Below are 23,992 nucleotides of genomic sequence, written 5' to 3' on the forward strand. Positions count from 1 at the left end.
CCCGCTGGACAGTGCGGCCTCCCGCGTGCGAAAGTTGATTTCGACGCGCCCCGACGGGCGTGCACGATTTTTGCCCTTTCAAGATGACGTTTTTTGCGACGTTGTCGCGGAACAGGTGTCGCAGAACACCCGTCCAAGGAGACATGCATGGCCAGTCAATCCCGTCAGCACGCGCTGACGCAAGCGCGCCTGCTGTTCAACCAGCAGGGAGCGGTGCCCGGCGGCATCGTCGCTGAACCCATCCTGCGATCGTGGCGGCGCTGCGCCGATTTGGGCTTTGACATGCGTGGCGTGCGCCGCGCCGAACTCATGACGCAAGGCGAACTGCGCGAAGCCCAGCAGCGCAACGAGGCTCTGCGCCGGCTGTCCGAACCCGCCATGTCCTACCTGCGCCGTCAGGCCGGCGGCAATGGCAATCTGGTGATCTTGTCGGACGCGCAAGGGCTGGTGCTGGACAGCGATGGCGACACCAGCTTCGCCAGCCGCGCGTCCCGCGTGGCGCTGATGCCCGGCGCGCCCTGGGACGAGGCCGCCGCCGGCACCAACGCCATCGGCACCGCGCTGGTCGAAGGCCGGCCCATCGCCGTGCATGGCGCGGAACATTACTTTGAACCCAATCGCATCCTGACCTGCGCGGCCGTGCCCATCACTGACAGTGAAGGGCGCATGCTGGGGGTGCTGGACCTGTCCAGCCAGGCGCGCGACGTTCGCCCGGATGTGCTGGCACTGGTGCGCGCGGCCGTGGACGTGATCGAACACCGGCTGTTCGAACAAGCCTACGAACATTACGCCGTGCTGCGCCTGCATGCCGATGCGTCCGGCCTGGGCGCGCCGGGCGAGGGCTTGCTGGCGTTTCAGGGGGATGTGTTGATTGGCGCGAACCGCCGCGCCTTGCAGGCCTTGGGCCTAGCCGCGACCGCCTTGGGCGTGTACCGCTACGCCGATGTCTTCGACGGCGAGCTGGAACGCTGCCCAGACGCGGCCGGCCGCGTGCAGGCGCGCGCGGGCACGAGCTACCACGCGCGCCTGCGGCTGCCGCGTTCGCGCCCGCCGCGACCGGCGGCGCCCGCGCTGCCGCTTACCGAGCCGCCCACCGAGGCCAAGCGCCCCGTGGCGCCCAGCTTCGACGCGGCCACCCTGGGCGCGTTGGCGCGTGCCGTGCATTTGTCGGATGCGGGCGTGTCGATTTTGCTGCAAGGCGAAACCGGCGTGGGCAAGGAAGTGTTTGCCCGCGAATTGCATGCGCGCGGCAAGCGCGCGGCAGGGCCGTTCGTGGCGGTCAATTGCGCGGCGCTGCCCGAAAGCCTGATCGAATCCGAACTGTTTGGCTACGAGGACGGCGCCTTCACGGGCGCGCGTCGCCAGGGCAGCAAGGGCTTGCTGCGCCAGGCGCATGGCGGCGTGTTGTTCCTGGATGAAATCGGCGATATGCCGCTGCTGCTGCAATCGCGTTTGCTGCGTGTGCTGCAAACGCGTGAAGTGTCGCCGCTGGGCGCGGCGCGGCCGGTGCCGGTGGACTTTGCGCTGGTGTGCGCCACCCATCGCCCGCTGGCGCATGAGGGGGCGGATGCGCCGGTGCGTCCTGACCTGTATTTCCGTATCGCCGAATACACGGTCACGCTGGAACCGCTGCGCGCGCGCGCCGATCGCCTGGAATTGCTGCGCGGGCTATGGGCGGCGCAAGGCCCTGGGCCGATGCTGCCGCCGCACATTGAAGCGTTGCTGGCGGCGTATCCCTGGCCGGGTAACTACCGGCAACTGGCGGCGGTGCTGCGCAACATGCATGTGTTGGCGGGGCCATCGGGCGTGGTGGATGCCGACATGTTGCCGGCCGAGTTGTTGCAGGCCAAGGTGTCGCCGACCGCATTGTTGTCGGCTTCGGTGCTGCCGACCTCATCGATGCCAACCGCGGCCGCGCGTCACGACGACACGGCCGCGCCCGCTTCCGCAAACAGCGGCATGGAAGATCTGCAATCGATCACCGACACGGCGATCCGCGACGCACTCGCCGCGCACGGCGGCAATGTCAGCCGCGCGGCGCGGGCCCTGGGTGTGCACCGCAGCACCGTGTACCGGCGCGCGGGCGGGCTGGGCTTGCCGCGATCACGCTAGGCCCTGGACCTCTTGGCTTTGGACATATCGGCCCTGGATGTCTGGGCCATGACGTCTGGCCCATGACCTCTGGGCCCCTGGCCCAGAGCCCGTGGCGCCTTAGTGCATCAGGCGGGCAAGTTCGCTGCCCGGGTCCTTGGCGCGCATGAAGGCTTCACCCACCAGGAAGGCGTTGACCTGGTGGTCGCGCATGAGCTTGACGTCTTCGGGCTTGAGAATGCCGCTTTCGGTCACGACGCGCTTGCCCGCCGGAATGTTGGGCAGCAGGTCCAGCGTGTTCTTCAGGCTGGTTTCGAAGGTGCGCAGGTTGCGGTTGTTGATGCCCAAAAGCGGCGTCTTCATCGTCAGCGCCACGTCCAGTTCACGGGCGTCATGCACTTCCACCAGCACGTCCATGCCCAGTTCCATCGCCAGCGTTTCGTAGTCGCGCAATTGCGACGGCGTCAACGCGGCCACGATCAGCAGCACGCAGTCGGCGCCCATCGCGCGTGCGGCGATGATCTGATAGGAGTCGATCACGAAGTCCTTGCGCAGCACGGGCAGCGAGCAGGCCGCGCGCGCCTGGCGCAGGTGGTCGTGCGAACCCTGGAAGAACTGCACGTCGGTCAGCACCGACAGGCAGGCCGCGCCATGCACGGCATAGGACGACGCAATGTCCGCGGGGGCGAAGGTGTCGCGCAGCACGCCTTTGGACGGTGATGCTTTCTTGATTTCAGCGATGACGCCGGCCTTGCCCTGCGAGATCTTGTCTTCGATGGCTTGCGCGAAACCGCGCACGTCCTGGCGAGCCTGCGCTTCGCGCAGGACTTCGGCTTCGCTGCGCATCTGGCGAGCGGCGGCGACTTCCTCGACCTTGACGGCGAGGATCTTCGCGAGAATATCGTTCATTTCTGGAATTTCCGGGTATATGCGCAGAATTCTTCCAGCTTGGCTCGCGCCGCGCCGGTGGCGATCAGTTCAAATGCTAGCGCTAAGGCTTCGGGAATGGAATCGGCTTTATTGCCGGCGTAGATGGCAAGTCCTGCATTCAGGGCGACGATGTCGCGGGCCGTGCCCTCGACATTTTCCAGCGCCTCGATGACAAGTTCGCGTGACTGCTCGCGATTGGACACCTTGATGGACCGGTTGGACATCATGGATAGCCCGTAGTCCTCGGGATGGATTTCATATTCCCGTATTTGACCATCTTTCAGCTCGCCCACCAGCGTGGCCCCGCCCAGCGAGGCTTCGTCCATGCCGTCCTTGCCATGCACCACCAGCACATGGCGCGAACCCAGCCGTTCCAGCACGCGCACCTGGATGCCGACCAGGTCAGGGTGGAACACGCCCATCAACTGGTTGGCGGCGCCGGCCGGATTGGTCAGGGGGCCGAGAATATTGAAGATGGTGCGTACGCCCAATTCCTTGCGCACGGCGGCCACGTTTTTCATGGCGCCGTGATGCGCGGGCGCGAACATGAAGCCGATGCCGGTGGCCTGGATGCACTCGGCCACTTCGTCGGGCGTCAGCACCAGGTTGGCGCCCAGTGCTTCCAGCACGTCGGCGCTGCCGCTGGACGACGAGGCGCTGCGGTTGCCGTGCTTGGCAATCGGCACGCCGGCGGCGGCCGCCACGAACATGGCGGTGGTCGAGATGTTGAAGGTGTGGCTGCCGTCGCCGCCCGTGCCGCACATGTCCAGCAGGTCTTGCGGGTTGGGCGTGACGACCGGCGTGGCGAACTCGCGCATGACCTGCGCGGCGGCGGTGATCTCGCCAATGGTTTCCTTTTTGACGCGCAGGCCCATCAAGAGCGCGCTGGCGATTTGCGGCGACATCTCGCCGCGCATCAGCATGCGCATCAGATGCAGCATTTCGTCGTGGAAAATTTCGCGGTGTTCAATGCAGCGCGTCAGGGCTTCGGTGGGGGAAATGGTCACGGTGCGTCCTTCTTGTCTTAGGCGAGGTTCAGGAAATTGCGCAGCAGGGCATGGCCGTGTTCGCTGAGCACGGACTCGGGGTGAAACTGTACTCCGTACAGCGGCAGGGTCTTGTGGCGCACACCCATGATGTCGCCGTCGGGCGCCGTGGCCGTCACGGCCAGGCAGTCGGGCAGGGTGGCGGGGTCGATGGTCAGCGAGTTGTAACGGATCACGGTGTACGGCGTGGGCAGGTCGGTGAAGATGTCGGTGCCGGTGTGCGAGATCTGCACCGTCTTGCCGTGCATGATCTGCTGGGCGCGCACGATGTCGCCGCCGTAGGCCGCGCCAATGGCCTGATGGCCCAGGCATACGCCCAGAATCGGCTTCTTGCCGGCAAACGCCTGGATGGCGGCCACTGAAATACCGGCTTCAGCAGGCGAGCACGGGCCGGGCGACACGCAGATGCGGTCGGGGTTCAGCGCGCTGATCTCTTCCAGCGTGATCTGGTCGTTGCGCGCCACGCGCACGTCTTCGCCGAGTTCGCCAAAGTACTGGACCAGGTTGTAGGTAAACGAATCGTAGTTATCAATCATCAACAGCATTTTTTTCTCCGTGCGGGCGGTGTCGTCTGGCCGGGGCCGGGATCAGATGGGTTCGTCCAGGCCGTGCTGGACCTGCTCGGCGGCGCGCAGCACCGCGCGGGCCTTGGCTTCGGTTTCAGCGTATTCGGCTTCGGGGTTGGAGTCGGCCACGATGCCGGCGGCGGCTTGCACGTACAGCGTGCCGTCCTTGATGACGCCGGTGCGAATGGCGATGGCCACGTCCATTTCACCGCCATAGCTCAGGTAGCCCGCAGCCCCGCCGTAGATGCCGCGGCGCACGGGTTCCAGTTCGTCGATGATCTTCATGGCTTCCACCTTGGGCGCGCCCGTCAGGGTGCCGGCGGGGAAGGATGCGCGCAGCACGTCCATGCTGCTCATGCCGGGGTTCAGGTTGCCGGTGACGTTGGACACCAGGTGCATCACGTGCGAATAGCGTTCGATGACCATGGTGTCGCTGACCTTGACCGAGCCCACTTCAGCCACGCGACCCACGTCGTTGCGCGCCAGGTCGATCAGCATCACATGTTCGGCCACTTCCTTGGGGTCGGCCTTCAGTTCGGCGGCCAGCGCCGCGTCTTCCTGGGGCGTGGCGCCGCGCTTGCGGGTGCCGGCCAGCGGGCGGATGGTGATCTGCGACTTGGGCACACCGTTGTCCACCACACTTTCCTGGCGCACCAGGATCTCGGGCGACGCGCCCACCACCTGGAAGTCACCGAAGTTCCAGAAGTACATGTAGGGCGAGGGGTTCAGCGAACGCAGCGCGCGGTAGAGGGACAGCGGGGAATCGCGGAAGGGCTTGGCAATGACCTGGCCGATCTGCACCTGCATCAGGTCGCCGGCGGCAATGTGTTCCTTGGCGCGGTGCACGGCGGCCAGATAGTCTTCTTTCTTGAAGTCGCGCCGTTCTTCGGTCTGCATGCTGGCGTGGCTGTACGGAATTTCAACAGGGCGTCGCAGGCGGGCGCGCAGGTCATGCAGGCGCTGCTGGGCGCGGCTGTAGGATTCGGGCTGGCTGGGGTCGGCGTACACCATCAGGTAGATGCGGCCGGCCAGGTTGTCGACGATGACCAGTTCATCCACATGCATCAGCATCAGGTCGGGCGTACCGCCTTCCATGCCGGCCGGGAACGGTTTGACGGCAGGCCCCAGGCAGGGCTCGATGTGGCGCACGGTGTCGTAGCCGAAGTAGCCGGCCAGGCCGCCGCAAAAGCGCGGCATGCCCGGGCGCAGCGCCACCTTGAAACGGCTTTGGTATTGCTCGATGAAGGCCAGCGGGTCGCCTTCGTGCGTTTCCACCACCTTGCCGTCGTGCAGCACTTCCGTCAGCGTGCCGCTGGCGCGGATCACGGTGCGGGCGGGCAGGCCGATGAAGGAATAGCGACCGAAGCGCTCGCCGCCCACCACGGATTCCATCAGGCAGGTCATGCGGCCGGCCAAGGGGCCCGCGTGCGCCAGCTTCAGGTAGATGCCCAGCGGGGTATCCAGGTCGGCGTAGGTTTCGGCCACCAGCGGGATGCGGTTATAGCCTTGTGCGGCGAGGGCCTTGAATTCGATTTCGGTCATGTCGGGTCTCGTGAGCGATTTTTGATTTGCTTTCAGACCGGGCGCACAACAAAAAAGCCCGGTCCAGGTGTCTGGTTCCGGGCTTGGCTCTGTGTTTACACAGCTACGGCACTAGGCGGCATACGCGTCCAGGGCCGGGAGGGATCATCGCCACCCGGAAGACAAACGCCACCAGCGCCACGAGGCGCTGAGCATTTGGTTCTGGGGGTAGGCGTTCATTGATCTGGCTGTGTATTCAGGTATTGGGGTATTGCGGCTGTTGTCGATGTACCGATGTTCAGTTTGCAGCACCGATCAGCAGGCGATTTTCGCGGCGTTCTGGTTTTGGTTCCAGAGCGCCACCCACTGGGCGGCGTCAACAAGCGTGTCAACTATACCATCGACATCCAGCTCTCGCACGTCACGACCTTCGTTGTAGCCATAAGGCACCACCAGCACCTGCGTGCCGGCCGTGCGGCCCGCCTGGGCGTCGTTGATGGAGTCGCCGATGGTGACGGCTTCGCCCACCGCCACGCCCAGCAGCTCGCAGGCGTGCACGACCTGGTCCGGGTCGGGCTTGCGGCGCACGCAGGTGTCACCGCAGACAACCACGTCGAAAAAGCCCGCCAAGCCGGTGCGCTGCAACAGCGGCAGCGTGAATTCGGTGGGCTTGTTGGTGACGACGGCCAGCTTCAGGCCCTGGTCGCGCATGTGCTTCAGGCCGTCGATGACGCCGGGGTAGATCTGGGCGCGTTCGCCGTTGACCAGGTGGTAGTGGCGATAGAAGGACTCGCGGGCACGGGCGAATTCCTCGGGCGAGGGGTCGGCGGCATCCAGGCTGCCCGCAAGGCTGCGGCGGACCAGATTGTCGACACCCTTGCCCACGAAGGTGGCCACCACGTCTTGGCGCAGCACGGTCATGCCGAGGTCCACGCGCATGGCGTTGGCGGCGAAGGCCAGGTCGGGAATGGAGTCCAGCAGGGTGCCGTCCAGGTCCAGCAGCGCGGCGCGAAAAGCGGTCATGTCGATTCTTCCTGGGGCTTAGACGGCGGTGGTTTCGCCGATGGCGATCTGTTCGCGCATGGACTTGATGATGCCGGCGTAGTCCGGCTTGCCGAAAATGGCGGAGCCGGCCACGAAGGTGTCGGCGCCCGCGCGGCGGATTTCGGCGATGTTGTCGATTTTGACGCCGCCGTCCACCTGCAGCACGATTTCCTGGCCGCCCGCCTGGGTCCAGGCGTCGATCCGGGCGCGCGCTTCGCGCAGCTTGGTCAGCGCGCCGGGAATGAAGCTCTGGCCGCCAAAGCCCGGGTTCACCGACATGATCAGGATCAGGTCGATCTTGTCCATGACGTAGTCCAGGTACGACAGCGGCGTGGCGGGGTTGAAGACCAGGCCGGCCTTACAGCCGTTTTCGCGGATCAAGGACAGAGTGCGGTCCACGTGGCGGCTGGCATCAGGGTGGAAGCTGATGTAGTCGGCGCCCGCCTTGGCGAACATCGGCACCAGGTCGTCCACCGGCTCAACCATCAGATGCACGTCAATCGGCACCTGCACATGGGGGCGGATCGCCGCGCACACCATCGGACCGATGGTCAGATTGGGGACATAGTGGTTGTCCATCACGTCCACGTGGATCCAGTCTGCGCCGGCGGCGACAACGTTGCGGACTTCCTCGCCCAGACGGGCGAAGTCAGCCGACAGGATGCTGGGGGTGATGCGAGTGGAGGCCATGGAGGATGACATGATGTTCGGGATTGGGGAGGGCATAATGTGCCATTATTGCAGTTTGAGGCGCGGGTTCGGGCAAGGCCCGGTTTCGCGGGACCGAAATCTGCGTCTCTTATACACGTTCCCATACGTCTCCCAAATGTCTCCCAAGCGCCCGGCGCCGTTCTGTGGCCCGGGGCGTCCAGCCACACAGGAAGGACTGTGAAACCTTACGACCTGAGCGTCTCTGTCTCTCCGCGCTTCGTGCCTGAACAGTCTGATCCCAGCGAACAGCAATTCGTCTTTGCCTATACCGTGCGCATCACCAATACGGGCGAGCATCCCGCCCAGGTGATCAGCCGCCACTGGGTCATCACCGACGGCAACCAGCGCGTGCAGGAAGTGCGCGGGCTGGGTATTGTGGGCCAGCAGCCCCTGTTGGCGCCCGGCGAAACCTTCGAATACACCAGCGGCTGTCCGCTGCCCACGCCAGTGGGCACGATGCGTGGCACCTACCATTGCGTTGGCGAAAACGGCATCCCGTTCGAAGTGCCGATCTCGGAATTCGTCCTGGCCATGCCTCGCACCCTGCATTGAATGGTCCGCCCGTCGCCCGTCGCCCGTCGCCCGTCGCCTGCTTTTTCCCTTTGCTCATGAAGCGCATTCTTAGTCTGTCCCTGCTGTCCATCCTGCTGGCGGCATGTTCCACCCCGTCGGATATTCCTCCTGATGCCGGCGGTTCCGGTATTCCCGGCGTGCCCACCCCGGCGGCCGACGGCCCGCTGGTGGTGCCGCAACTATCGGCGCTGCGCGATACGCCGCCTCGTGCGCTGGCCGGCAAGTTCAAGCCCGCCAACTGGTCCGAAATGCCGGGCTGGACGTCCGACGACCTGACCCGGTTCTGGCCCTTGTTCCTGCGTAACTGCAAGGGTTTGATGCGCCAGACCAGCGGCAACCTGGCCGCGCCCGCGCGCGCCACACCGCGCGTCTGGCAGCCTGTGTGCGCCGCCGCCATCGACCCGGCCCGCGCCCCGGCCGCCGGTGACGGCGAAGGCGTGCGCCGCTTCCTGCAAACCTATTTGCAGCCCTGGCGCCTGAACGCCGCCGATGGCAAGCCCGCCGCGAACACGGTCACCGGCTATTACGAACCCCTGGTGCGCGGCTCGCGTCGCCAGGGCGGCAAGTATCAGTGGCCGCTCTACGCCGTGCCGGCCGACCTGCTGACGATCGACCTGGGGTCGGTGTACCCGGACCTGGCCGGCAAGCGCGTGCGCGGCAAGCTGGACGGCAAGCGCGTCGTGCCTTACGACACCCGGGCGGCCATCGAGTCCTCCGGGCGCAAGCCCCCGGTGGTGGTCTGGGTGGACGACCCGGTGGATAACTTCTTTCTGCAGGTGCAGGGTTCCGGCCGCGTGCAACTGACCGATGGGCCCGACGCCGGCAAGACGATCCGGGTGGCCTACGCCGACCACAACGGCCAGCCCTATGCGTCCATCGGCCGCTGGTTGATCGACCGTGGCGAGCTGAGCGCCGATCAGGCGTCCATGCAGAACATCCGCGCCTGGGCGCAGCGCAACCCCAAGCGCGTGCCCGAGATGCTGAACGCCAACCCGGCGGTCGTGTTCTTCCGCGAAGAGCCGGTCATTGACCCCGAACAAGGGCCCAAGGGCGCCTACGCGATTCCGCTGTCTCCCATGCGCTCCATCGCGGTGGACGCCACCTTCGTGCCGCTGGGCACGCCGGTCTACCTGAGCACGACCTTCCCGGCCTCTGACCGGCCGCTGCAACGCCTGGTGTTCGCGCAGGACACGGGTACGGCCATCCGGGGCGCCGCGCGCGCCGACTTCTATTGGGGTTACGGCGAAGAAGCTGGCCAGCAGGCGGGTCGCATGAAACAACGGGGCCAGATGTGGGTGCTGTGGCCCAAGCAAGCGGGGGAGCCCTCGGCAAGATGAGCCATCAAATCGTTGTTTGCGGGGCCGGCATCGTCGGCCTGTCCACCGCCCTGGCGCTAGCCCGGCGCGGCCAGCGCGTTGCCGTGCTGGCGCCGCGCGCGGCAGTGCCCGCGGCGGACCCCAACCGCTACCACCCGCGCGTCTACGCCATTTCGCCCGCCAGCCAGCGTTTTCTGGCTGACCTGGGCGTCTGGGACGCCATGCCCGCCGCCCGGCTGATGCCGGTCGAGGCCATGGAGATCCATGGCGACGCCGACGGGCAGGTCAACCTGAACGCCTGGCAGGCGGCGTTGCCGCAACTGGCCTGGATCGTTGAGTCCGGCGAAATTGAGCGTGTGCTGATCCAGGCCGTGCGGATGTTCGGCATTCCCTGGCTGGAAGACCGCTGCACCGGCTACCAGGATGGCGCGGTCGATACCGAAAGCGGTGCGCGCATCCAGGCTGAACTATTCGTGGGCGCCGACGGCGCGGCCTCGCCGCTGCGCACGGCGGCGGGCCTGAAGCACGACGCGGTCTCGTACCACGATACCGGCCTGGTGGTGCATCTGGACGCCGAACACGCTCACCATGGCACGGCCTTCCAATGGTTCCGTGACGACGGCGTGCTGGCGCTGCTGCCTTTGCCCGATACCACCGATGGCCCGCAGGTGTCGATGGTGTGGTCCATGCGCAGCGAACTGGCGCAGGGCCTGCTGGCCTTGCCTCCCGACCAACAGGCCACGCGCCTGGAAACCTTGTTGGCCGATGCCGCCGAGGGCCGGCTGGGCCGCCTGAAGGTCCGCAGCAAGTTGCACGGCTTTCCGCTCACGCTGGAGCGCGCCCAGATGGTGGCGCCCGGCATTGCGCTGGCCGGCGACGCCGCGCACCGCCTGCATCCGCTGGCGGGGCAGGGGTTGAACCTGGGGCTGGGCGACGTCGAGGCGCTGGCCCGCACGGTGGCGGGGCGCGAGCCGTACCGATCGGCGGGCGACATCCGGGTCTTGCACCGCTACCAGCGTGCGCGTGCCGAGCCGGTGCTGGCCATGCGCCTGGCCACCGACGGCTTGCACAAGCTGTTCGCCTCGCGCGCCACGCCCCTGGTGTGGCTGCGCAACGCCGGCATGCACTGGGTGGAAAAAGCGCCCCTGATCAAGCGCCGCCTGATCGCCGGGGCCTCGGCCAATTGATACGGCTTCTAGGCGCGCGCCTTGTGGTGCGCGCTTTGAGGTTTTCTTTTGGAACCTTGAAGGGCGGCTGGCGTCTGAAGGACACTCCGCCTTTCCGCGTCGCCCCGGCAAGTCGTCCGGCCCGGCTCCCTGCCGGATGAGTTACGCTTTTCCCCAAAGAACACGATAAGTACAGGAGCACCCATGACTTTCCGCATCTCCGCCACGCTGGCGGCTTGTTTCCTGGCCGGCGGGCTGGGCTTGTCCGCCTCGGCGCTGGCACAGTCGCCCGCTCAAGGCGCCAAGACCATTTCCACCGACTCGGTCGGCCAACCCGGCAAGGGCGAGAAAAGCGTGTCGACGCCGCAGCTCGACGCCGTCAAGGAACGCTTCCAGCAACGTTTTTCCGGCATGGACGTAACCGCCGTGCGCCTGACGCCCTACGGCATTTTTGAAGTGCAATTGGGTATGGACCTGATCTACACCGACGAAAAGGTCACCTGGGTCATGGAAGGTCCGTTGATCGACGCCATGACGCGCCAGGACGTCACGCGCGCTTCGCAAGAAAAGCTCAGCGCCGTCACCTTCGACCAACTGCCGCTGGAATTGGCCATCAAGCAGGTCAAGGGCACCGGCGCGAAAAAGGTCGCCATTTTTGAAGACCCCAACTGCGGCTACTGCAAGCAGTTGCGCAAGACGATGGAAGAGCTTACCGACGTCACCGTCTACACCTTCATGTACCCGATCCTGTCGCCCGATTCCAAGGACAAGGTGCGCAACGTCTGGTGCGCCACGGATCAGGGCAAGACCTGGGACGACTGGATGGTGCGCAACAAGAAGCCAGCCACCGCCAACTGCGACGTGCCCGAAGACAAGCTGCTTGCGCTGGGCCACAAGCTGATGGTGCGCGGCACGCCCACGCTGTTCTTTGCCGACGGCTCGCGCGTCAGCGGCGCCATTCCGCTGGACCAACTGAAAGAACGCTTGAACTGACCGGCGCTGATCGCGCCGGCCGAGTGGCTGGCGCGATCAGCGCCTAGCCACCCGGAGACCTCACTTGAAAATCGCAATACTCGACGATTACCACGACGTAGCTCGGCGCTATGCGGATTGGACCTCGCTGGGCGGTGACGCCGAGGTGCAGATCTTCAATAACTTCATTCCGGTGGAACAGGTCGAGCCCACGCTCGAACCCTTCGACGTGATCGTCGCAATGCGCGAACGCACGCCGTTCCCCGCCGAGCGCATTCGCGCCTTGCCCCGCCTGCGGCTCTTGATCACCACCGGCATGCGCAACAACGCCATCGACATGCAAGCCTGCACCGAGCAGGGCATCGTGGTGTGCGGCGCGCCCGGTAGCGCCGACGCCAGCACGGCGACGGCCGAACTGGCCTGGGCGCACATACTGGGCCTGTTCAAGAACCTGCCGACAGAAGACGCGGCCATGCGGCGCGGCATGTGGCAAACCGCCATGCCCGAACCGCTGGCCGGAAAACGCCTGGGCGTGCTGGGCCTGGGCAAGCTGGGCGCGGCCGTGGCCAAGGTGGGCTTGGCGTTCGGCATGGATGTGGTGGCCTGGAGCCCCAACCTGAGCGACGAACGCGCCGAGGCCGCGGGCGTGAAGCGGGTCGACAAACATGCGCTTTTTTCCACGTCCGACGTGGTCAGCCTGCATCTGATCCTGTCCGACCGAACCCGCCACGTGGTGGACGCCGCGGCGCTGGCCGCGATGAAACCCACCGCCTATCTGGTGAACACGTCGCGCGCCGGGCTGGTGGACAACGAAGCCTTGATGGACGCGCTGGTGAAGTTTCGCATCGCGGGCGCCGGCCTGGACGTCTATCCTGAAGAGCCCCTGTCGCCGACAGACACCGTGCGCGACCTGGACAACGTGATCCTGACCCCACACCTGGGCTATGTCAGCCGCGAGAATTTCGAGGCGTTCTACCAGAACGCGCTGGACGCCGTGAAGGCGTTTCAGGCGGGCAAGCCGATTCGGGTGCTGAACGCATCATCCACGGCTTGATCGCAGGCGCGCCCGTTCGCGCGCCTGTCCACAAAAAAACTGAGGCCACCGCCCAGGCAACTACCCGCGCGTGAACATCACCTTTTTCTCGATGATGCCGCTTGCGTCGGTCGCTGCTTCGGGAGTGTCGCCGCAAGCCTCGTCCGCGCTGTCGTCCGGGTCCACCGCGTCAAACGCCGTGTCGCCGTTCGCATCCGGCACGCCGGTGGGCTTCAGGCCGACAAAGTCGAACAGGTCGCGATCCATCAGGTGCGAGGGCACCACGCGCGACAAGGCGTTGAACACGTTCCACGAACGGCCGGGGTGCTGCTTGTCCCAGTCCTTGATCATCCGGCCCACTTCCTTGCGCTTCAGGTTTTCCTGCGAGCCGCAAAGATTGCACGGAATGATCGGGAATTGCTTGAGTTCGGCGTAGGCCATCAGGTCCGTTTCGGCCACATAGGCCAGCGGGCGGATCACGGTGTGGCGGCCGTCGTCGGACACCAGTTTGGGCGGCATGCCCTTGGCCTTGCTGCCATAGAACAGGTTCAGGAAGAACGTGGCCAGGATGTCGTCGCGGTGGTGGCCCAGCGCAATCTTGGTGGCGCCCAGTTCAGACGCGACGCGGTACAGAATGCCGCGGCGCAAGCGTGAACAGAGCGAGCACATCGTTTTGCCTTCTTCCAGCACGCGGGTCACGATGGAATACGTGTCCTGCGTTTCGATATGGAAAGGCACGCCCAGGTCTTTCAGGTACTGGGGCAGGATGTGGTCGGGAAAGCCCGGCTGTTTCTGGTCCAGGTTGACGGCGATCAGTTCAAACTTGAACGGCGCGCGCTTCTGCAGTTGCAGCAGGATATCCAGCATGGCATAGGAATCCTTGCCGCCCGACAGGCAGACCATGACGCGGTCGCCTTCTTCAATCATGTTGTAGTCGGACAGGGCGCGCGTCGTTTCGCGGGCCAGGCGCTTGGTCAGCTTGTTGCCTTCGTGGCGGGCCTTTTCCTCGGCCTCGGTACGGTAGCGGACCTCGGGGGAGCGGACGGCGGGGGGCGGAGCAATATCGTTCATGGTCAGCGCGTGATCTGGATTTCCACGCCTACCGCCGCGCAGTCGGAAAAGGCCATGGGCTTGCTGATGCGCAAGCGCAACGAGCGGATTTCCTGAAAGTCGGCCAACAGGCGCGCGGCGACTTGTTCGGACAGGGTTTCGATCAGGTTCACATGCGCCTGCGTGCATTCCTCGACGATGGCCTCGCGCAGACGGCGGTAGTCCAGCACGCTGTGGATATCGTGGTCGTCGACCGAGCGATGGATGTCCACGTCGAACTCGGCGTCGACATGCAGGGGCTGGGTGGCGCGGCGCTCGTGTTCGAGGATGCCGATGCGGGCGTCGAGCGCAAGCCCGGAAAGGATGATGCGACGTGTGGGCATGATGAAAACCTGGGTGGGACAGCCGGAATTGTAAGGGGATGGCGGATCGGGGGCGGCGCGCTGGCTACAATTCAGCCACGTCCGTGCGCCCGTAAGGCGCCGGCGCGGTCAATAAGGGTTCAAATGCAACAAATGCACGATGCGGTGATTGTAGGCGGCGGCCCGGCCGGCGCGTCCTGCGCCCTGTGGCTGGCCAGGCTTGGTTTGTCCCCAATATTAATTGAGGCCAGCGCCCGCCTGGGCGGCCTGGCCCAGGACAACCCCTTCGCCGACGACTGGATCGCGGTGCTGCCTGGGGTGACCGGGCAACAAGTGGCTGACAACATCGACGCCAGCGTCCGCGCGGCCCAGGTGCCGCTGCGCATGGAAACCCGCGTCGTCGGCGTCGTGCCCTGCAAGGGCGGCATTGAAGCCAGCCTGGCCGGGGCGGATGGCAGCCAGACGCAGGTGCGGGGCCGCACGCTGGTGATCGCCTCGGGCGTGCGCGCCAAGGGCCTGCCGGATCACCCCGCTGGCGCGTCATGGCCCGGCGTGCTGATCGGCCCGGGTTCGCCCATCGTTGCGCAAGACTATTCCGGCTTGTCGGTGGCGGTGCTGGGCGGGGGCGACAACGCCTTCGAAAACTACGTCTATGTGCGCAACCGGGGCGCCCGCGCCGTGCATCTGTATGCCCGCAGCGTGCGCGCCCAGCAGCAATGGGTCACGCGCGCCAGCCGCGAAGGCGTGCGCATCGGCCCGTACACCGTGGACCCCGCCAGCCGCAGTGTCGATGGCCGGCAGTACGACTTGATCCTGGTGTTCTATGGCTGGGAACCGCAGGCCGCCTTTGCCGACACCCTGCAACTGGCCCGCGACGAACGCGGCTATATCCGTACCGACTTCGCCACCGCCGAAACCAGCGTGCCGGACATCTATGCCATTGGTGAAGTCGCCCATCGCATGCACCCCTGCGTGGTGACGTCGATGGCCGACGGCGTGGTGGCGGCCAAGGCCATCCAGCGCCGCTGGGAGCGGGCGGGCGACTAAGTCCCCGCGCGGCTGCTTGGCAGCCCAAGCCCGTTGGCGCGACCAGCCCGGCGTTCAGCCCAGGCGAAGCCTGCCCTCCAGATTGCAGAATTGGCATTTGCCCGCGTGGCGCACACACTTGCCTCACAAGTTGGTCACCCATGACCGCGTTCGGAGACAAGCATGTTGCAAGCGCATCGCTGGCTGGCCGCGGGCGTGATGGCGGCCGCCATTGCCAGCCCCGCCCTCGCCGCCTGGCCTGAACGGCCGATCACCCTGATTGTTCCGGCGGCCCCGGGCGGCACCACCGACATTTCCGCGCGGCTGATCGCCGACAAGATGGCCGCCAAGCTTGGCCAGCAGGTCATCGTGGAAAACCGCGCCGGCGCCGCCGGCATCATCGGCGCGCAAACCTTGGCGCGGGCCAAGCCCGACGGCTATACCCTGCTGATGGGCAACATCGGTCCCAACGCCATCAACTACGCGCTGTACAAAACACTGCCCTACAAGCCCACCGATTTCGCGCCCGTGACGCTGGTGATCTCGGTGCCCAACGTGCTGGTCGTCAACGAAGCGTCGCCTGCCCGCAGCGTGAAGGAATTGCTGGCCGAGGCCAGGCGCGACCCGTCCCAGGTGTCGTTCGGCAGTTCCGGCGCGGGCCAATCGCCGCACCTGTCCGCCGAACTCTTCAAGCAGCGCGCGGGCATCGCGGGCACGCATGTTCCCTACAAAGGGGCCGGCCCCGCCGTCGCCGCGCTGCTGGGCCAGCAGTTCACCTTCATGATCGACAACCTGCCCAGCTCGATGCCATTCATCCAGTCCGGCAAGCTGCGCGCGCTGGCCGTCACCAGTGACACCAGGCTGGCCGAGCTGCCGGACGTGCCCACCATGGCCGAGGCGGGCGTCAAGGACATGGTGGTCACGGCGTGGTTCGGCTTGATAGCCCCGGCCGGCACGCCCGAGGACGTGGTCGGCAAGCTGTACGCCGCCGCGCGCGACGTGGTGCGCAGCCCCGACATCAGCGGCCGGTTCAAGGCCATGGGCGGGCAGGCGGGTGGCAATACCCCTGCCGAGTTCACAGCCTTCATCGACCAGGAGCGCGCGCGCTGGAAGCAGATTGTGGATACGGCCGGACTGGCCCGGGAGCAATAGATGATCGACAAGATCCAAGCGTCCATGGCCGAGGCCGTGGCCGTGATTCCCGACGGCGCCTCGGTGCTGGTCGGCGGCTTTGGCGAAGCGGGCGTGCCGTACGAGTTGCTGCAATGCCTGGCGGATGCCGGGCGGCGCGACCTGACTATTATTTCCAACAATGCCGGCACGTTCGAACGCGGCATCGCCGCATTGCTGATCCGCAAGCAGGTCAGGAAGATCATCTGCTCGCATCCGCGCCCGCCCAATTCCGATGCCTTTGCCCGCGCCTACCGGGCCGGCGAGGTCGAACTGGAATGCGTGCCCCAAGGGACGCTGGCCGAACGCCTGCGCGCGGCCGGCGCGGGGCTGGGGCCGTTCTACACCCCCACCGGCTACGGCACGGAACTGGCCGAGGGCCGCCGCCAGGAAGTGATCGACGGCGTGGGCTACGTGCTGGAGCACCCGCTGCGCGCCGATTACGCGCTGATCCGCGCGCATCTGGGCGACCGTTGGGGCAATCTGATGTACCGGCACGCGGCGCGCAATTTCAACCCTGTCATGTGCATGGCCGCGGGCCACGCCATTGCGCAGGTGGACGAGGTGGTGCCGCTGGGCACCTTCGTGCCGGAACAGGTGATGACGCAGGGCATCTTCGTGAAAGCCGTGGTGCGGGTGGAGGCCTGACATGCAAGACGCGAACAACCCGAACGGCGTGAGCAACACGAACAACGCTAACAACGCAAACAACGCGCAAGACATCAAGGGCCTGACCCGGCAACAGATTGCGCAATTGCTGGCCAGCGATATCCCGGACGGCTCCATCGTCAACCTGGGCATCGGCATGCCCACGCTGGTGGGCGACTATCTTCCGCCCGACAAAGACATCCTGCTGCACAGCGAGAACGGCATCCTGGGCATGGGCCCCGCCGCCAGCGGCCAGGACGTGGACCCGGACCTGATCAACGCCAGCCGCCAGCCCATTACCTTGCTGGGCGGCGCGTCCATTACCGAACACACGGTGTCGTTCGCGATGATGCGCGGCGGCCATCTGGACTACGCCGTGCTGGGCGCGTTCCAGGTGTCGGAAAAGGGCGACTTGGCCAACTGGAAAACGGACGCAGCCGACGCCATACCGGCCGTGGGCGGCGCGATGGACCTGGCCGTGGGCGCCAAGCAGGTGCTGGTCACCATGGAGCACCGTGGCCGCGATGGCACGCCCAAGGTGCTGCGCCAATGCACTTATCCGCTGACCGGCAAGGGCGTGGTGACGCGCATCTATACCGACCTGGCGGTGATCGACGTAACGCGGGATGGGTTGAGCGTCTACGCCATGCTCGCCGGCATTGACGCCGCCTTCCTGCGTTCCGTTACCGGCGCACCGCTTAACTTCCCGGCGACGCCACGCGCGATCGTCCTGGACCCGGCCGGCGCGCCGCGCTACGCCTGATTGTTAGCGCCCGCCCGGGCCTAGGAGACCGTTGATGATCCGTTCCCTGTTCGCCGCAGCCTCGCTCTGCCTGGCGTCTTTGGGCGTCGCGCAAGCCGCGCCCACGTATCCCGACAAGCCCGTCACCTTGCTGATTCCATACCCGCCCGGCGGCAGCGCCGACATGCTGGCGCGCCCCTTGGGGGCGGAACTGCAAAAGAAATGGGGCCAACCCGTGGTGCTGGAATACAAGCCCGGCGCGGGTGGGGCGATCGCCTCGGCGCAACTGGCTCGCGCCAAGCCCGATGGCTACACCCTGCTGATGGTGCTGGCGGCCCACGCCATCAACCCCAGCCTGTACCCGTCTCTGCCTTACGACACGCGCAAGGATTTTGCCCCGGTGTCCCTGGTGGCCACCTTGCCGATGCTGGTGGCCGCGCCCCTGGGCACGCCGGCCAACAACATTGCCGAGCTGATCGCCTACGGCAAAAGCCATCCCGGCAAGCTCAGCTTTGCGTCGGCCGGCAACGGCAACACCAGCCATCTGGCCGCCGAGATGTTCAAGAGCCAGACGGGCGCCGACATGATGCACGTGCCCTACAAAGGCAGCGGCCCGGCCGTGGTGGCGCTGTTGGGCGGCGAGGTCTCGTTGATGTTCGACAGCATTTCCACGTCGTTGCCGCAGGTGCAGGCCGGCAAGTTGAAGGCGCTTGCGGTGACGGGCGAACGCCGCTCGCCCCTGTTGCCCGATGTGCCGACGGTGGCCGAGACCGTGCCCGGCTTCGTGGTCAACGGCTGGTACGGCGTGCTGGCGCCCGCGGGCACGCCGCCCGCCGTGGTCAACGCGCTAAGCCGCGCCATCGCCGACGCGGTGGCGGTGCCCGCCTTGAAGCAGCAACTGATGGGCTATGGCTACGAAACCGTCGGGTCCACGCCGGAGGCCTTCGCCAGCCATATCGATCGCGAACTGGATACGTGGAAGCAGGCGGTCGAAAGGTCGGGCGCCAAAGTGAATTGACGCCTGTCGTTCACCAGCAGGATATGTGGCGCGGCAACGCCACTATTTTTCCAGCGTCTTTCCTTTGAGAACTTTCTCATATTGCTTGCCGAGTGAAATCGAAACAATGACTGCCATCCCTCACATGGGGAAACAGGCATTCGGAGATTTCGGTGAATAAGAAGATTGTTGCGGCAAGTTTGGCCTTCTCGTCCCTGCTGTTGTGCGGCAGCGCGATGGCAGCGGATGTGAAGTTGGTGTTCACGGGCAAGGTGTCTCCGTCCACTTGCAAAATCGCGGATCTGGGCGAGCAAGGTGTCTTTCAGGTGGATCTCACCACCGTCAGCGTCAGCGCGCTGGCCAAGCAGAACGATGTGGCCGGCCGCAAGCTGGTCGCGTTGGACCTGACCGGCTGCTCGGGCAGCAAGGTCACCACGCGCTTTAATTCCGGTTCGAGCGTCGATCCCTCCACGGGCGCCTTGATCAACCAGGCCACGCCCGGCGGCGGTGAGACGCCGTCCAACGCACAAGTCCAGTTGCTGAACAGCAAGTACCAGCCCATCCATCTGTCCAACGGCGCTGGCACCGAAACCGTCAGCATCGAGGGCAACGCTGCAAAGATCGAGTTCTACGCCCAATACCTGGCGGCCACCGCCAACACCACGCCCGGCCCGGTCCAGACCGAAGTCCTGCTGGACCTGATCTACGAATGAAGCCGATCCCCCTTGAGCGCACGCTTGAGGGGCTTCCGGACCGTACCCGCCAGGCCATGTTTCGCCGCTTCTGCGCGTTGCTGTGCCTGGCATGCGCGACCCTGCTGCCCCCAGCCGCCCAGTCCAACGTGGTGATGGGCGGTACGCGCATCATTTACCCCGCCGAAGAACGCGAAGTCACGCTGCGCCTGAGCAATGACGGCAGCCAGCCGGCGCTGGTACAGGCGTGGATTGACGACGGCGACATGGACGTCGGTCCGGATGAAGTCAGCGTGCCGTTCATCATCATGCCGCCGCTTGCGCGCATCAATCCCGGCAAGGGGCAAACGCTGCGCATTGCCTATGCGCCATCTGCCAACATTCCTTCAGACCGGGAATCCGTGTTCTGGATGAACGTGCTTGACGTACCACCCCTGCCGTCCGCCCAGGTTGCCAACCACATGCAATTGGCTTTCCGCAGCCGCATCAAGCTGTTCTTCCGGCCAATGGGGCTGCCTGGAACGGTGGCGGATGCCGCCGCCCAATTGCGCTGGCGGGTCGTGCAGGCGGGCAAGGGTCCCACGCTGCAAGTGCGTAACGACAGTGCTTTCCATGTGTCGCTGACCTCGGTCGAATTGAGGCTGCCGGAGGGGCGGACAATGTCGCTGCCGAGCCGCATGCTTGCCCCTCGTTCCGTCACGCAACTCGACGACGGAAAACTGCCGCACGCGGCGGGCGCCAAGGGCGCCGTGGTGTTTGAATGGATCAACGACTACGGCGCCACGGTTCGGCGCGAAAGTCGTCTTGATCCTTAAACGGCGCCATGCTCCGCCGTCTCTCCATCAGCCGCTGGCTTTTACTGTGCTCCGGTTTGGCCAGCGCTGCGGCGCAAGCCAGCGAAGCGGTCGAATTCAACCCCGCGTTCTTTGGCAATCGCCGAGGGCAGACGTTGGACTTGTCGCGCTTTCAGCAGGGTAATCCGCTGGAGGCGGGCAGCTATCAATTGGATCTGTACCTGAACGGAAATCGAGTCGGTCGCGAGCAGATCCAGGTCAAGGCCTCGCCTTCGCCCAAGCCCAATGCCCATGCAAGCATGCAACCGTGCTTGCCGGCCAAGGTGTTGGCGCGGATAGGTGTAAACCTTGCCGCCCTGGGTTTGGCGTCCGACGCTCTCGCGTCGGATACGGCCTGCCTGGGCCCGGATCATCTTCCTCCCGCCAGCCAATTCCAGATTGACATGGGCGAGCTGCGCGCCGATCTTTCCATTCCTCAGATCTACCTGAAGTCGGTGGCGCGCGGCTATGTTCCGCCGGAAGAATGGGACGCGGGCATCGACGCTGGTTTTCTGGGGTATGGCATCAACCTGTCGTCCAACCGCCTTGGCAACCGCACCGAGCGCCAGTTCTTCAGCAGCGCGAACGCGGGCCTGAACCTGGGTGACTGGCGCTTTCGGCACAACGGGTCATTCAGCTATACCGATCGGCCGGGCGCTCCCCAGCGCAGTCGCTATCAGGCGTTAAGCAGTTATGCGCAGCGTGACGTGACGGCAGCCAGCGCCCAGCTCACGCTGGGGCAGTTCTACACGCCCGGCAATCTCTTTGACAGCATGCCGTACACGGGCGTCCAACTCAGCAGCGACGAACGCATGTTGCCGGATTCGATGCGCGGCTTTGCGCCGGTGGTGCGCGGCGTGGCCGACACCACGGCCAAGGTCAGCGTGCGCCAGGGCGCCAACCTGCTGTACGAAACGACCGTGTCGCCCGGGCCTTTTGCCATCGATGATCTTTACAACACCGGTTACGCCGGGGACCTGGACGTGACCGTCATCGAAGCCGATGGACGCACCAAGCAGTTCGTGGTGCCCTATGCGTCGGTGGCGCAATTGTTGCGCCCCGGCAGCGCGCGCTTCAGCGTGACGGGCGGACGGTATCGCGACCACACCCTGGATGCGCCGCCCGCCTTCGTGCAGGGAACGTATCAGCGCGGGTTGTCCGACACGGTGACGGGCTACGGTGGCGTCATCGCGGCGCAGCAGTATCGGGCGATGCAGGGCGGCGTTGCCTTGAGTACGCCGCTGGGCGCGTTGGCGGCGGACTTGACGCAGTCGTACGCCACAATGAAATCCACCGGTAACACCTCAAGCGGGCGCAGTGTGCGGCTCAGTTACAGCAAGCTGCTGGAGCCTACATCGACGAACTTCAGCGTGGTGGCGTACCGGTTTTCCAGCGAGGGCTATCTGAGCCTTGGCGAATTTGCACGCCTGCGCGAATCACGCGGCGCTGCGGTGTTTAGCGGCAAGGAACGCAGCCGCCTCCAATTCAACGTCAGCCAACCCCTGGGTGAAGGCTACGGACACGTGACGTTGTCCGGCGTGTCGCAGAACTACTGGAACCGCCACCAACGCCGTGATACCAGCTACTACGCCAGCTACGCCAACGGCTATGCGTGGGGCAGTGTCAGCATCAGTCTGGTGCGCACCCGTAACGATCGTGGCCGTTTCGGCAACCAGTATTTGCTTAGCCTCAACCTGCCCTTGGGGCGTGGGCCAAACTCGGCATATCTCAGTACGTCGCTGAACCTTGATGGCAATGGCAAGCGCGGCGCCAATGCATCTGTCAGCGGGTCCGCCGGTGATATGGGGCAGTTCGGGTACAACGTTTACGGAACCTATAACCGCACCGACGGCCAAGGCAGCCGCAATCAGGGTGGCAGCCTGCGCTATGACACGGCGCACGCGAACTACACCTTGTCGAGTAGCGGCGGCAGCGGCTATCGCCAATACGGCGCAGGCATGCGCGGCACCTTGATCGCCCACGCGGGTGGCATCAACGCGACCCAGGCGCAGGGTGAAACGATGGCGGTGCTTGAAGCCCCCGACGCCTACGGAGCCGGAATTGTGTCGGGCTCGCGAGGGCGCATCGGCAGTAACGGCTATGGCGTCATGGCGGGCCTGATGCCTTATCGCCGCAACGAGGTCGCGTTGGATCCCAAGGGCACGTCGCGTGACGTTGAACTGGAAATGACGTCACAGCAGGTTGCCCCGCGCGCGGGAGCGATCGTGTTGCTGCGTTATCCCACCGTGGCGGGCCGGCCGATCTTGTTGAAACTGGTGCGTGATCGTGGTGCGACGATACCCATGGACGCGGAAGTCATCATCCCGGGTATCGACGCCGTCACGCTGGTGGGCCAGGGGGGGCGGGCCTTTGTGCGCGGCTTGCAAGGGCAAGGGCAGTTGGCGGTCAAGTGGGGAGAAACTGCCGACCAGCAATGCCAGGCCATCTATCAGGTGGACGAGCAGGCGGCGTCCGAAGACGCGCATTACTACCCGCAGTTGGAGTTGTCGTGCACGTCCGTCCAACCCTTTGCTCTACAGGATTCAGCGTCATGAATACAAACTTGCGAAGGGCGGTTTTTGGAGTCGCCCTGTTGATGTGCCTGGCGCGTCCGGCTTGGGCGGCATGTACCGGAATGTCTTTGACGACGACCATCACCGCGCAGCACTTGAAAGAAATGAAGCCACCGCGAGACGCGGCGATAGGCAGCACGATCTACAAGAAAACGATTAACGAGGGTATTGCCTATCTCCATTGCAACACCGTCGGCGAGCGGTTCTCGTATGGTCTGCAGGCGGGTGCGAAAGCGGTGCCAGGCTACAAAAACGTGTATGAGAGTGGCATTCCGGGTATAGGTATGCGGATATTCTGGACGCACGAAGGGGGTGTGTATATGAACTACCCCAGACATGGGTTCAAGCTCGGAAACTACAAGTATTACCCGCCGCAGCATTTCGAGTTCGAGCTCATCAAGATCGGCCCCATCAAATCCGGCGTGTCCTTCGCGCATCGCGCTGATGTTTATTACGGCGCGCTGCGCAGCAATATGGTGGAGTTCAGTAACGTGGCCTACGAAGCCAATAGCAGCGGCTGCACGGTCGGCGAGCAAACGGTGAAGGTGGAGCTTCTTACGATCAACAACCGTCACCTGGGCCATCGCGGCGCCACGGCCGCGGACAAGGCGTTTGGCATCAAGCTGGAATGCGATCAAGGCGTCAAGGTGGCCTATCGGATCGATGCGGATGGCACGCCGGAACACGTCATCAAGAACGCTCATGGGGCCGATATGGCGCGGGGCGTCGGCGTGCAATTGCTGCAGGGCGATCTTGGCAGCAATCTCGTCCAACCGCTTGCGACCCGCACCGAATTCACAACCGCCGTGACGACGGTTGACAAGGAAATGCTGACTATCCCGCTGGTAGCGCGCTACTACCAGACCGATGACACGCTGGTGGCGGGACACATCAATACCACGGCCACCGTGACGCTGTTCTACGAATAGG

General features: G+C 65.1%; 23 protein-coding genes. 15 read left to right on the forward strand and 8 right to left on the reverse strand.

What is annotated here, in order from left to right:
* Positions 1–147: 147 nt before the first annotated feature.
* Positions 148–2,112 (forward strand): sigma-54-dependent Fis family transcriptional regulator, encoded by a 1,965-nt coding sequence (locus WBR68_RS18920; RefSeq protein WP_230694979.1) that lies wholly within the window; start codon positions 148–150, stop codon positions 2,110–2,112.
* Between the two features lie 99 nt (positions 2,113–2,211).
* On the opposite strand, the gene trpC is transcribed toward WBR68_RS18920, so the two are convergent.
* From trpC to rpe, 6 genes are all read right to left on the reverse strand, one after another.
* Positions 2,212–3,000, reverse strand: coding sequence for an indole-3-glycerol phosphate synthase TrpC (gene trpC, locus WBR68_RS18925; protein WP_127183245.1), 789 nt, complete (start codon positions 2,998–3,000; stop codon positions 2,212–2,214).
* A complete protein-coding gene (gene trpD, locus WBR68_RS18930; protein ID WP_127183246.1) occupies positions 2,997–4,028 on the reverse strand; it encodes an anthranilate phosphoribosyltransferase in 1,032 nt (343 codons plus the stop codon). Before trpD ends, trpC begins: the two co-directional genes overlap by 4 nt.
* Before the next feature lie 17 nt (positions 4,029–4,045).
* Entirely contained in the window at positions 4,046–4,612 is a 567-nt protein-coding gene (locus WBR68_RS18935) for an aminodeoxychorismate/anthranilate synthase component II (RefSeq protein WP_127183247.1), read from the reverse strand.
* A 42-nt stretch (positions 4,613–4,654) separates the two neighbouring features.
* Positions 4,655–6,175, reverse strand: coding sequence for an anthranilate synthase component I (gene trpE, locus WBR68_RS18940; protein WP_050446793.1), 1,521 nt, complete (start codon positions 6,173–6,175; stop codon positions 4,655–4,657).
* A 294-nt stretch (positions 6,176–6,469) separates the two neighbouring features.
* On the reverse strand, positions 6,470–7,177 hold the full coding sequence (locus WBR68_RS18945) for a phosphoglycolate phosphatase (protein ID WP_230694980.1): 708 nt from the start codon (positions 7,175–7,177) through the stop codon (positions 6,470–6,472).
* 18 nt (positions 7,178–7,195) lie between these two features.
* Entirely contained in the window at positions 7,196–7,924 is a 729-nt protein-coding gene (rpe, locus tag WBR68_RS18950) for a ribulose-phosphate 3-epimerase (RefSeq protein WP_050446791.1), read from the reverse strand.
* A gap of 162 nt (positions 7,925–8,086) precedes the next feature.
* On the opposite strand from rpe, the gene apaG reads away from it, so the two are divergent.
* The 5 genes from apaG to WBR68_RS18975 all read left to right on the forward strand — a co-directional run bounded on the left by apaG (position 8,087) and on the right by WBR68_RS18975 (position 12,990).
* Complete coding sequence (apaG, locus tag WBR68_RS18955) at positions 8,087–8,461, forward strand: Co2+/Mg2+ efflux protein ApaG (protein ID WP_050446790.1); 375 nt, start codon at positions 8,087–8,089, stop codon at positions 8,459–8,461.
* 56 nt (positions 8,462–8,517) lie between these two features.
* Complete coding sequence (gene mltA, locus WBR68_RS18960; RefSeq protein WP_050446859.1) at positions 8,518–9,819, forward strand: murein transglycosylase A; 1,302 nt, start codon at positions 8,518–8,520, stop codon at positions 9,817–9,819.
* Entirely contained in the window at positions 9,816–10,985 is a 1,170-nt protein-coding gene (locus tag WBR68_RS18965) for a UbiH/UbiF family hydroxylase (RefSeq protein ID WP_050446789.1), read from the forward strand. The genes mltA and WBR68_RS18965 overlap by 4 nt, the downstream gene beginning before the upstream one ends.
* Before the next feature lie 183 nt (positions 10,986–11,168).
* Positions 11,169–11,957, forward strand: coding sequence for a DsbC family protein (locus WBR68_RS18970; RefSeq protein ID WP_050446788.1), 789 nt, complete (start codon positions 11,169–11,171; stop codon positions 11,955–11,957).
* Positions 11,958–12,021: 64 nt separating this feature from the next.
* A complete protein-coding gene (locus tag WBR68_RS18975) occupies positions 12,022–12,990 on the forward strand; it encodes a D-2-hydroxyacid dehydrogenase family protein (RefSeq protein ID WP_050446787.1) in 969 nt (322 codons plus the stop codon).
* Between the two features lie 60 nt (positions 12,991–13,050).
* Here WBR68_RS18975 and ttcA read toward each other — a convergent pair whose 3' ends face one another.
* Both ttcA and folB read right to left on the reverse strand, forming a co-directional pair.
* Entirely contained in the window at positions 13,051–14,040 is a 990-nt protein-coding gene (gene ttcA, locus WBR68_RS18980; protein ID WP_127183250.1) for a tRNA 2-thiocytidine(32) synthetase TtcA, read from the reverse strand.
* A 2-nt stretch (positions 14,041–14,042) separates the two neighbouring features.
* Complete coding sequence (folB, locus tag WBR68_RS18985) at positions 14,043–14,402, reverse strand: dihydroneopterin aldolase (RefSeq protein WP_050446785.1); 360 nt, start codon at positions 14,400–14,402, stop codon at positions 14,043–14,045.
* Between the two features lie 123 nt (positions 14,403–14,525).
* Between folB and WBR68_RS18990 the strand changes: the two genes are divergently transcribed.
* The 9 genes from WBR68_RS18990 to WBR68_RS19030 all read left to right on the forward strand — a co-directional run bounded on the left by WBR68_RS18990 (position 14,526) and on the right by WBR68_RS19030 (position 23,991).
* On the forward strand, positions 14,526–15,428 hold the full coding sequence (locus tag WBR68_RS18990; protein ID WP_127183251.1) for an NAD(P)/FAD-dependent oxidoreductase: 903 nt from the start codon (positions 14,526–14,528) through the stop codon (positions 15,426–15,428).
* Positions 15,429–15,590: 162 nt separating this feature from the next.
* Positions 15,591–16,559 (forward strand): Bug family tripartite tricarboxylate transporter substrate binding protein, encoded by a 969-nt coding sequence (locus tag WBR68_RS18995; RefSeq protein ID WP_127183252.1) that lies wholly within the window; start codon positions 15,591–15,593, stop codon positions 16,557–16,559.
* Complete coding sequence (locus WBR68_RS19000) at positions 16,560–17,225, forward strand: 3-oxoacid CoA-transferase subunit A (protein ID WP_230694981.1); 666 nt, start codon at positions 16,560–16,562, stop codon at positions 17,223–17,225. It begins immediately after the preceding gene.
* 73 nt (positions 17,226–17,298) lie between these two features.
* Entirely contained in the window at positions 17,299–17,988 is a 690-nt protein-coding gene (locus WBR68_RS19005) for a 3-oxoacid CoA-transferase subunit B (RefSeq protein WP_050446858.1), read from the forward strand.
* A 34-nt stretch (positions 17,989–18,022) separates the two neighbouring features.
* Positions 18,023–18,985: a Bug family tripartite tricarboxylate transporter substrate binding protein gene (locus tag WBR68_RS19010; RefSeq protein WP_230694982.1), complete on the forward strand. Its 963-nt coding sequence runs from the start codon at positions 18,023–18,025 to the stop codon at positions 18,983–18,985.
* Positions 18,986–19,137: 152 nt separating this feature from the next.
* Positions 19,138–19,677 carry a fimbrial protein gene (locus WBR68_RS19015; RefSeq protein ID WP_050446780.1) on the forward strand — a complete coding sequence of 180 codons (540 nt, stop codon included), beginning with the start codon at positions 19,138–19,140 and terminating at the stop codon, positions 19,675–19,677.
* Positions 19,674–20,471 (forward strand): fimbria/pilus periplasmic chaperone, encoded by a 798-nt coding sequence (locus tag WBR68_RS19020; RefSeq protein ID WP_230694983.1) that lies wholly within the window; start codon positions 19,674–19,676, stop codon positions 20,469–20,471. Before WBR68_RS19015 ends, WBR68_RS19020 begins: the two co-directional genes overlap by 4 nt.
* An 8-nt stretch (positions 20,472–20,479) precedes the next feature.
* Positions 20,480–23,044, forward strand: coding sequence for a fimbria/pilus outer membrane usher protein (locus WBR68_RS19025; RefSeq protein WP_230694984.1), 2,565 nt, complete (start codon positions 20,480–20,482; stop codon positions 23,042–23,044).
* A complete protein-coding gene (locus WBR68_RS19030) occupies positions 23,041–23,991 on the forward strand; it encodes a fimbrial protein (RefSeq protein WP_230694985.1) in 951 nt (316 codons plus the stop codon). Before WBR68_RS19025 ends, WBR68_RS19030 begins: the two co-directional genes overlap by 4 nt.
* The last annotated feature ends 1 nt before the right edge of the window (position 23,992 follow it).

This window comes from Achromobacter sp. JD-1, from assembly GCF_038594925.1.
Lineage (GTDB): Bacteria > Pseudomonadota > Gammaproteobacteria > Burkholderiales > Burkholderiaceae_B > Achromobacter > Achromobacter spanius_C.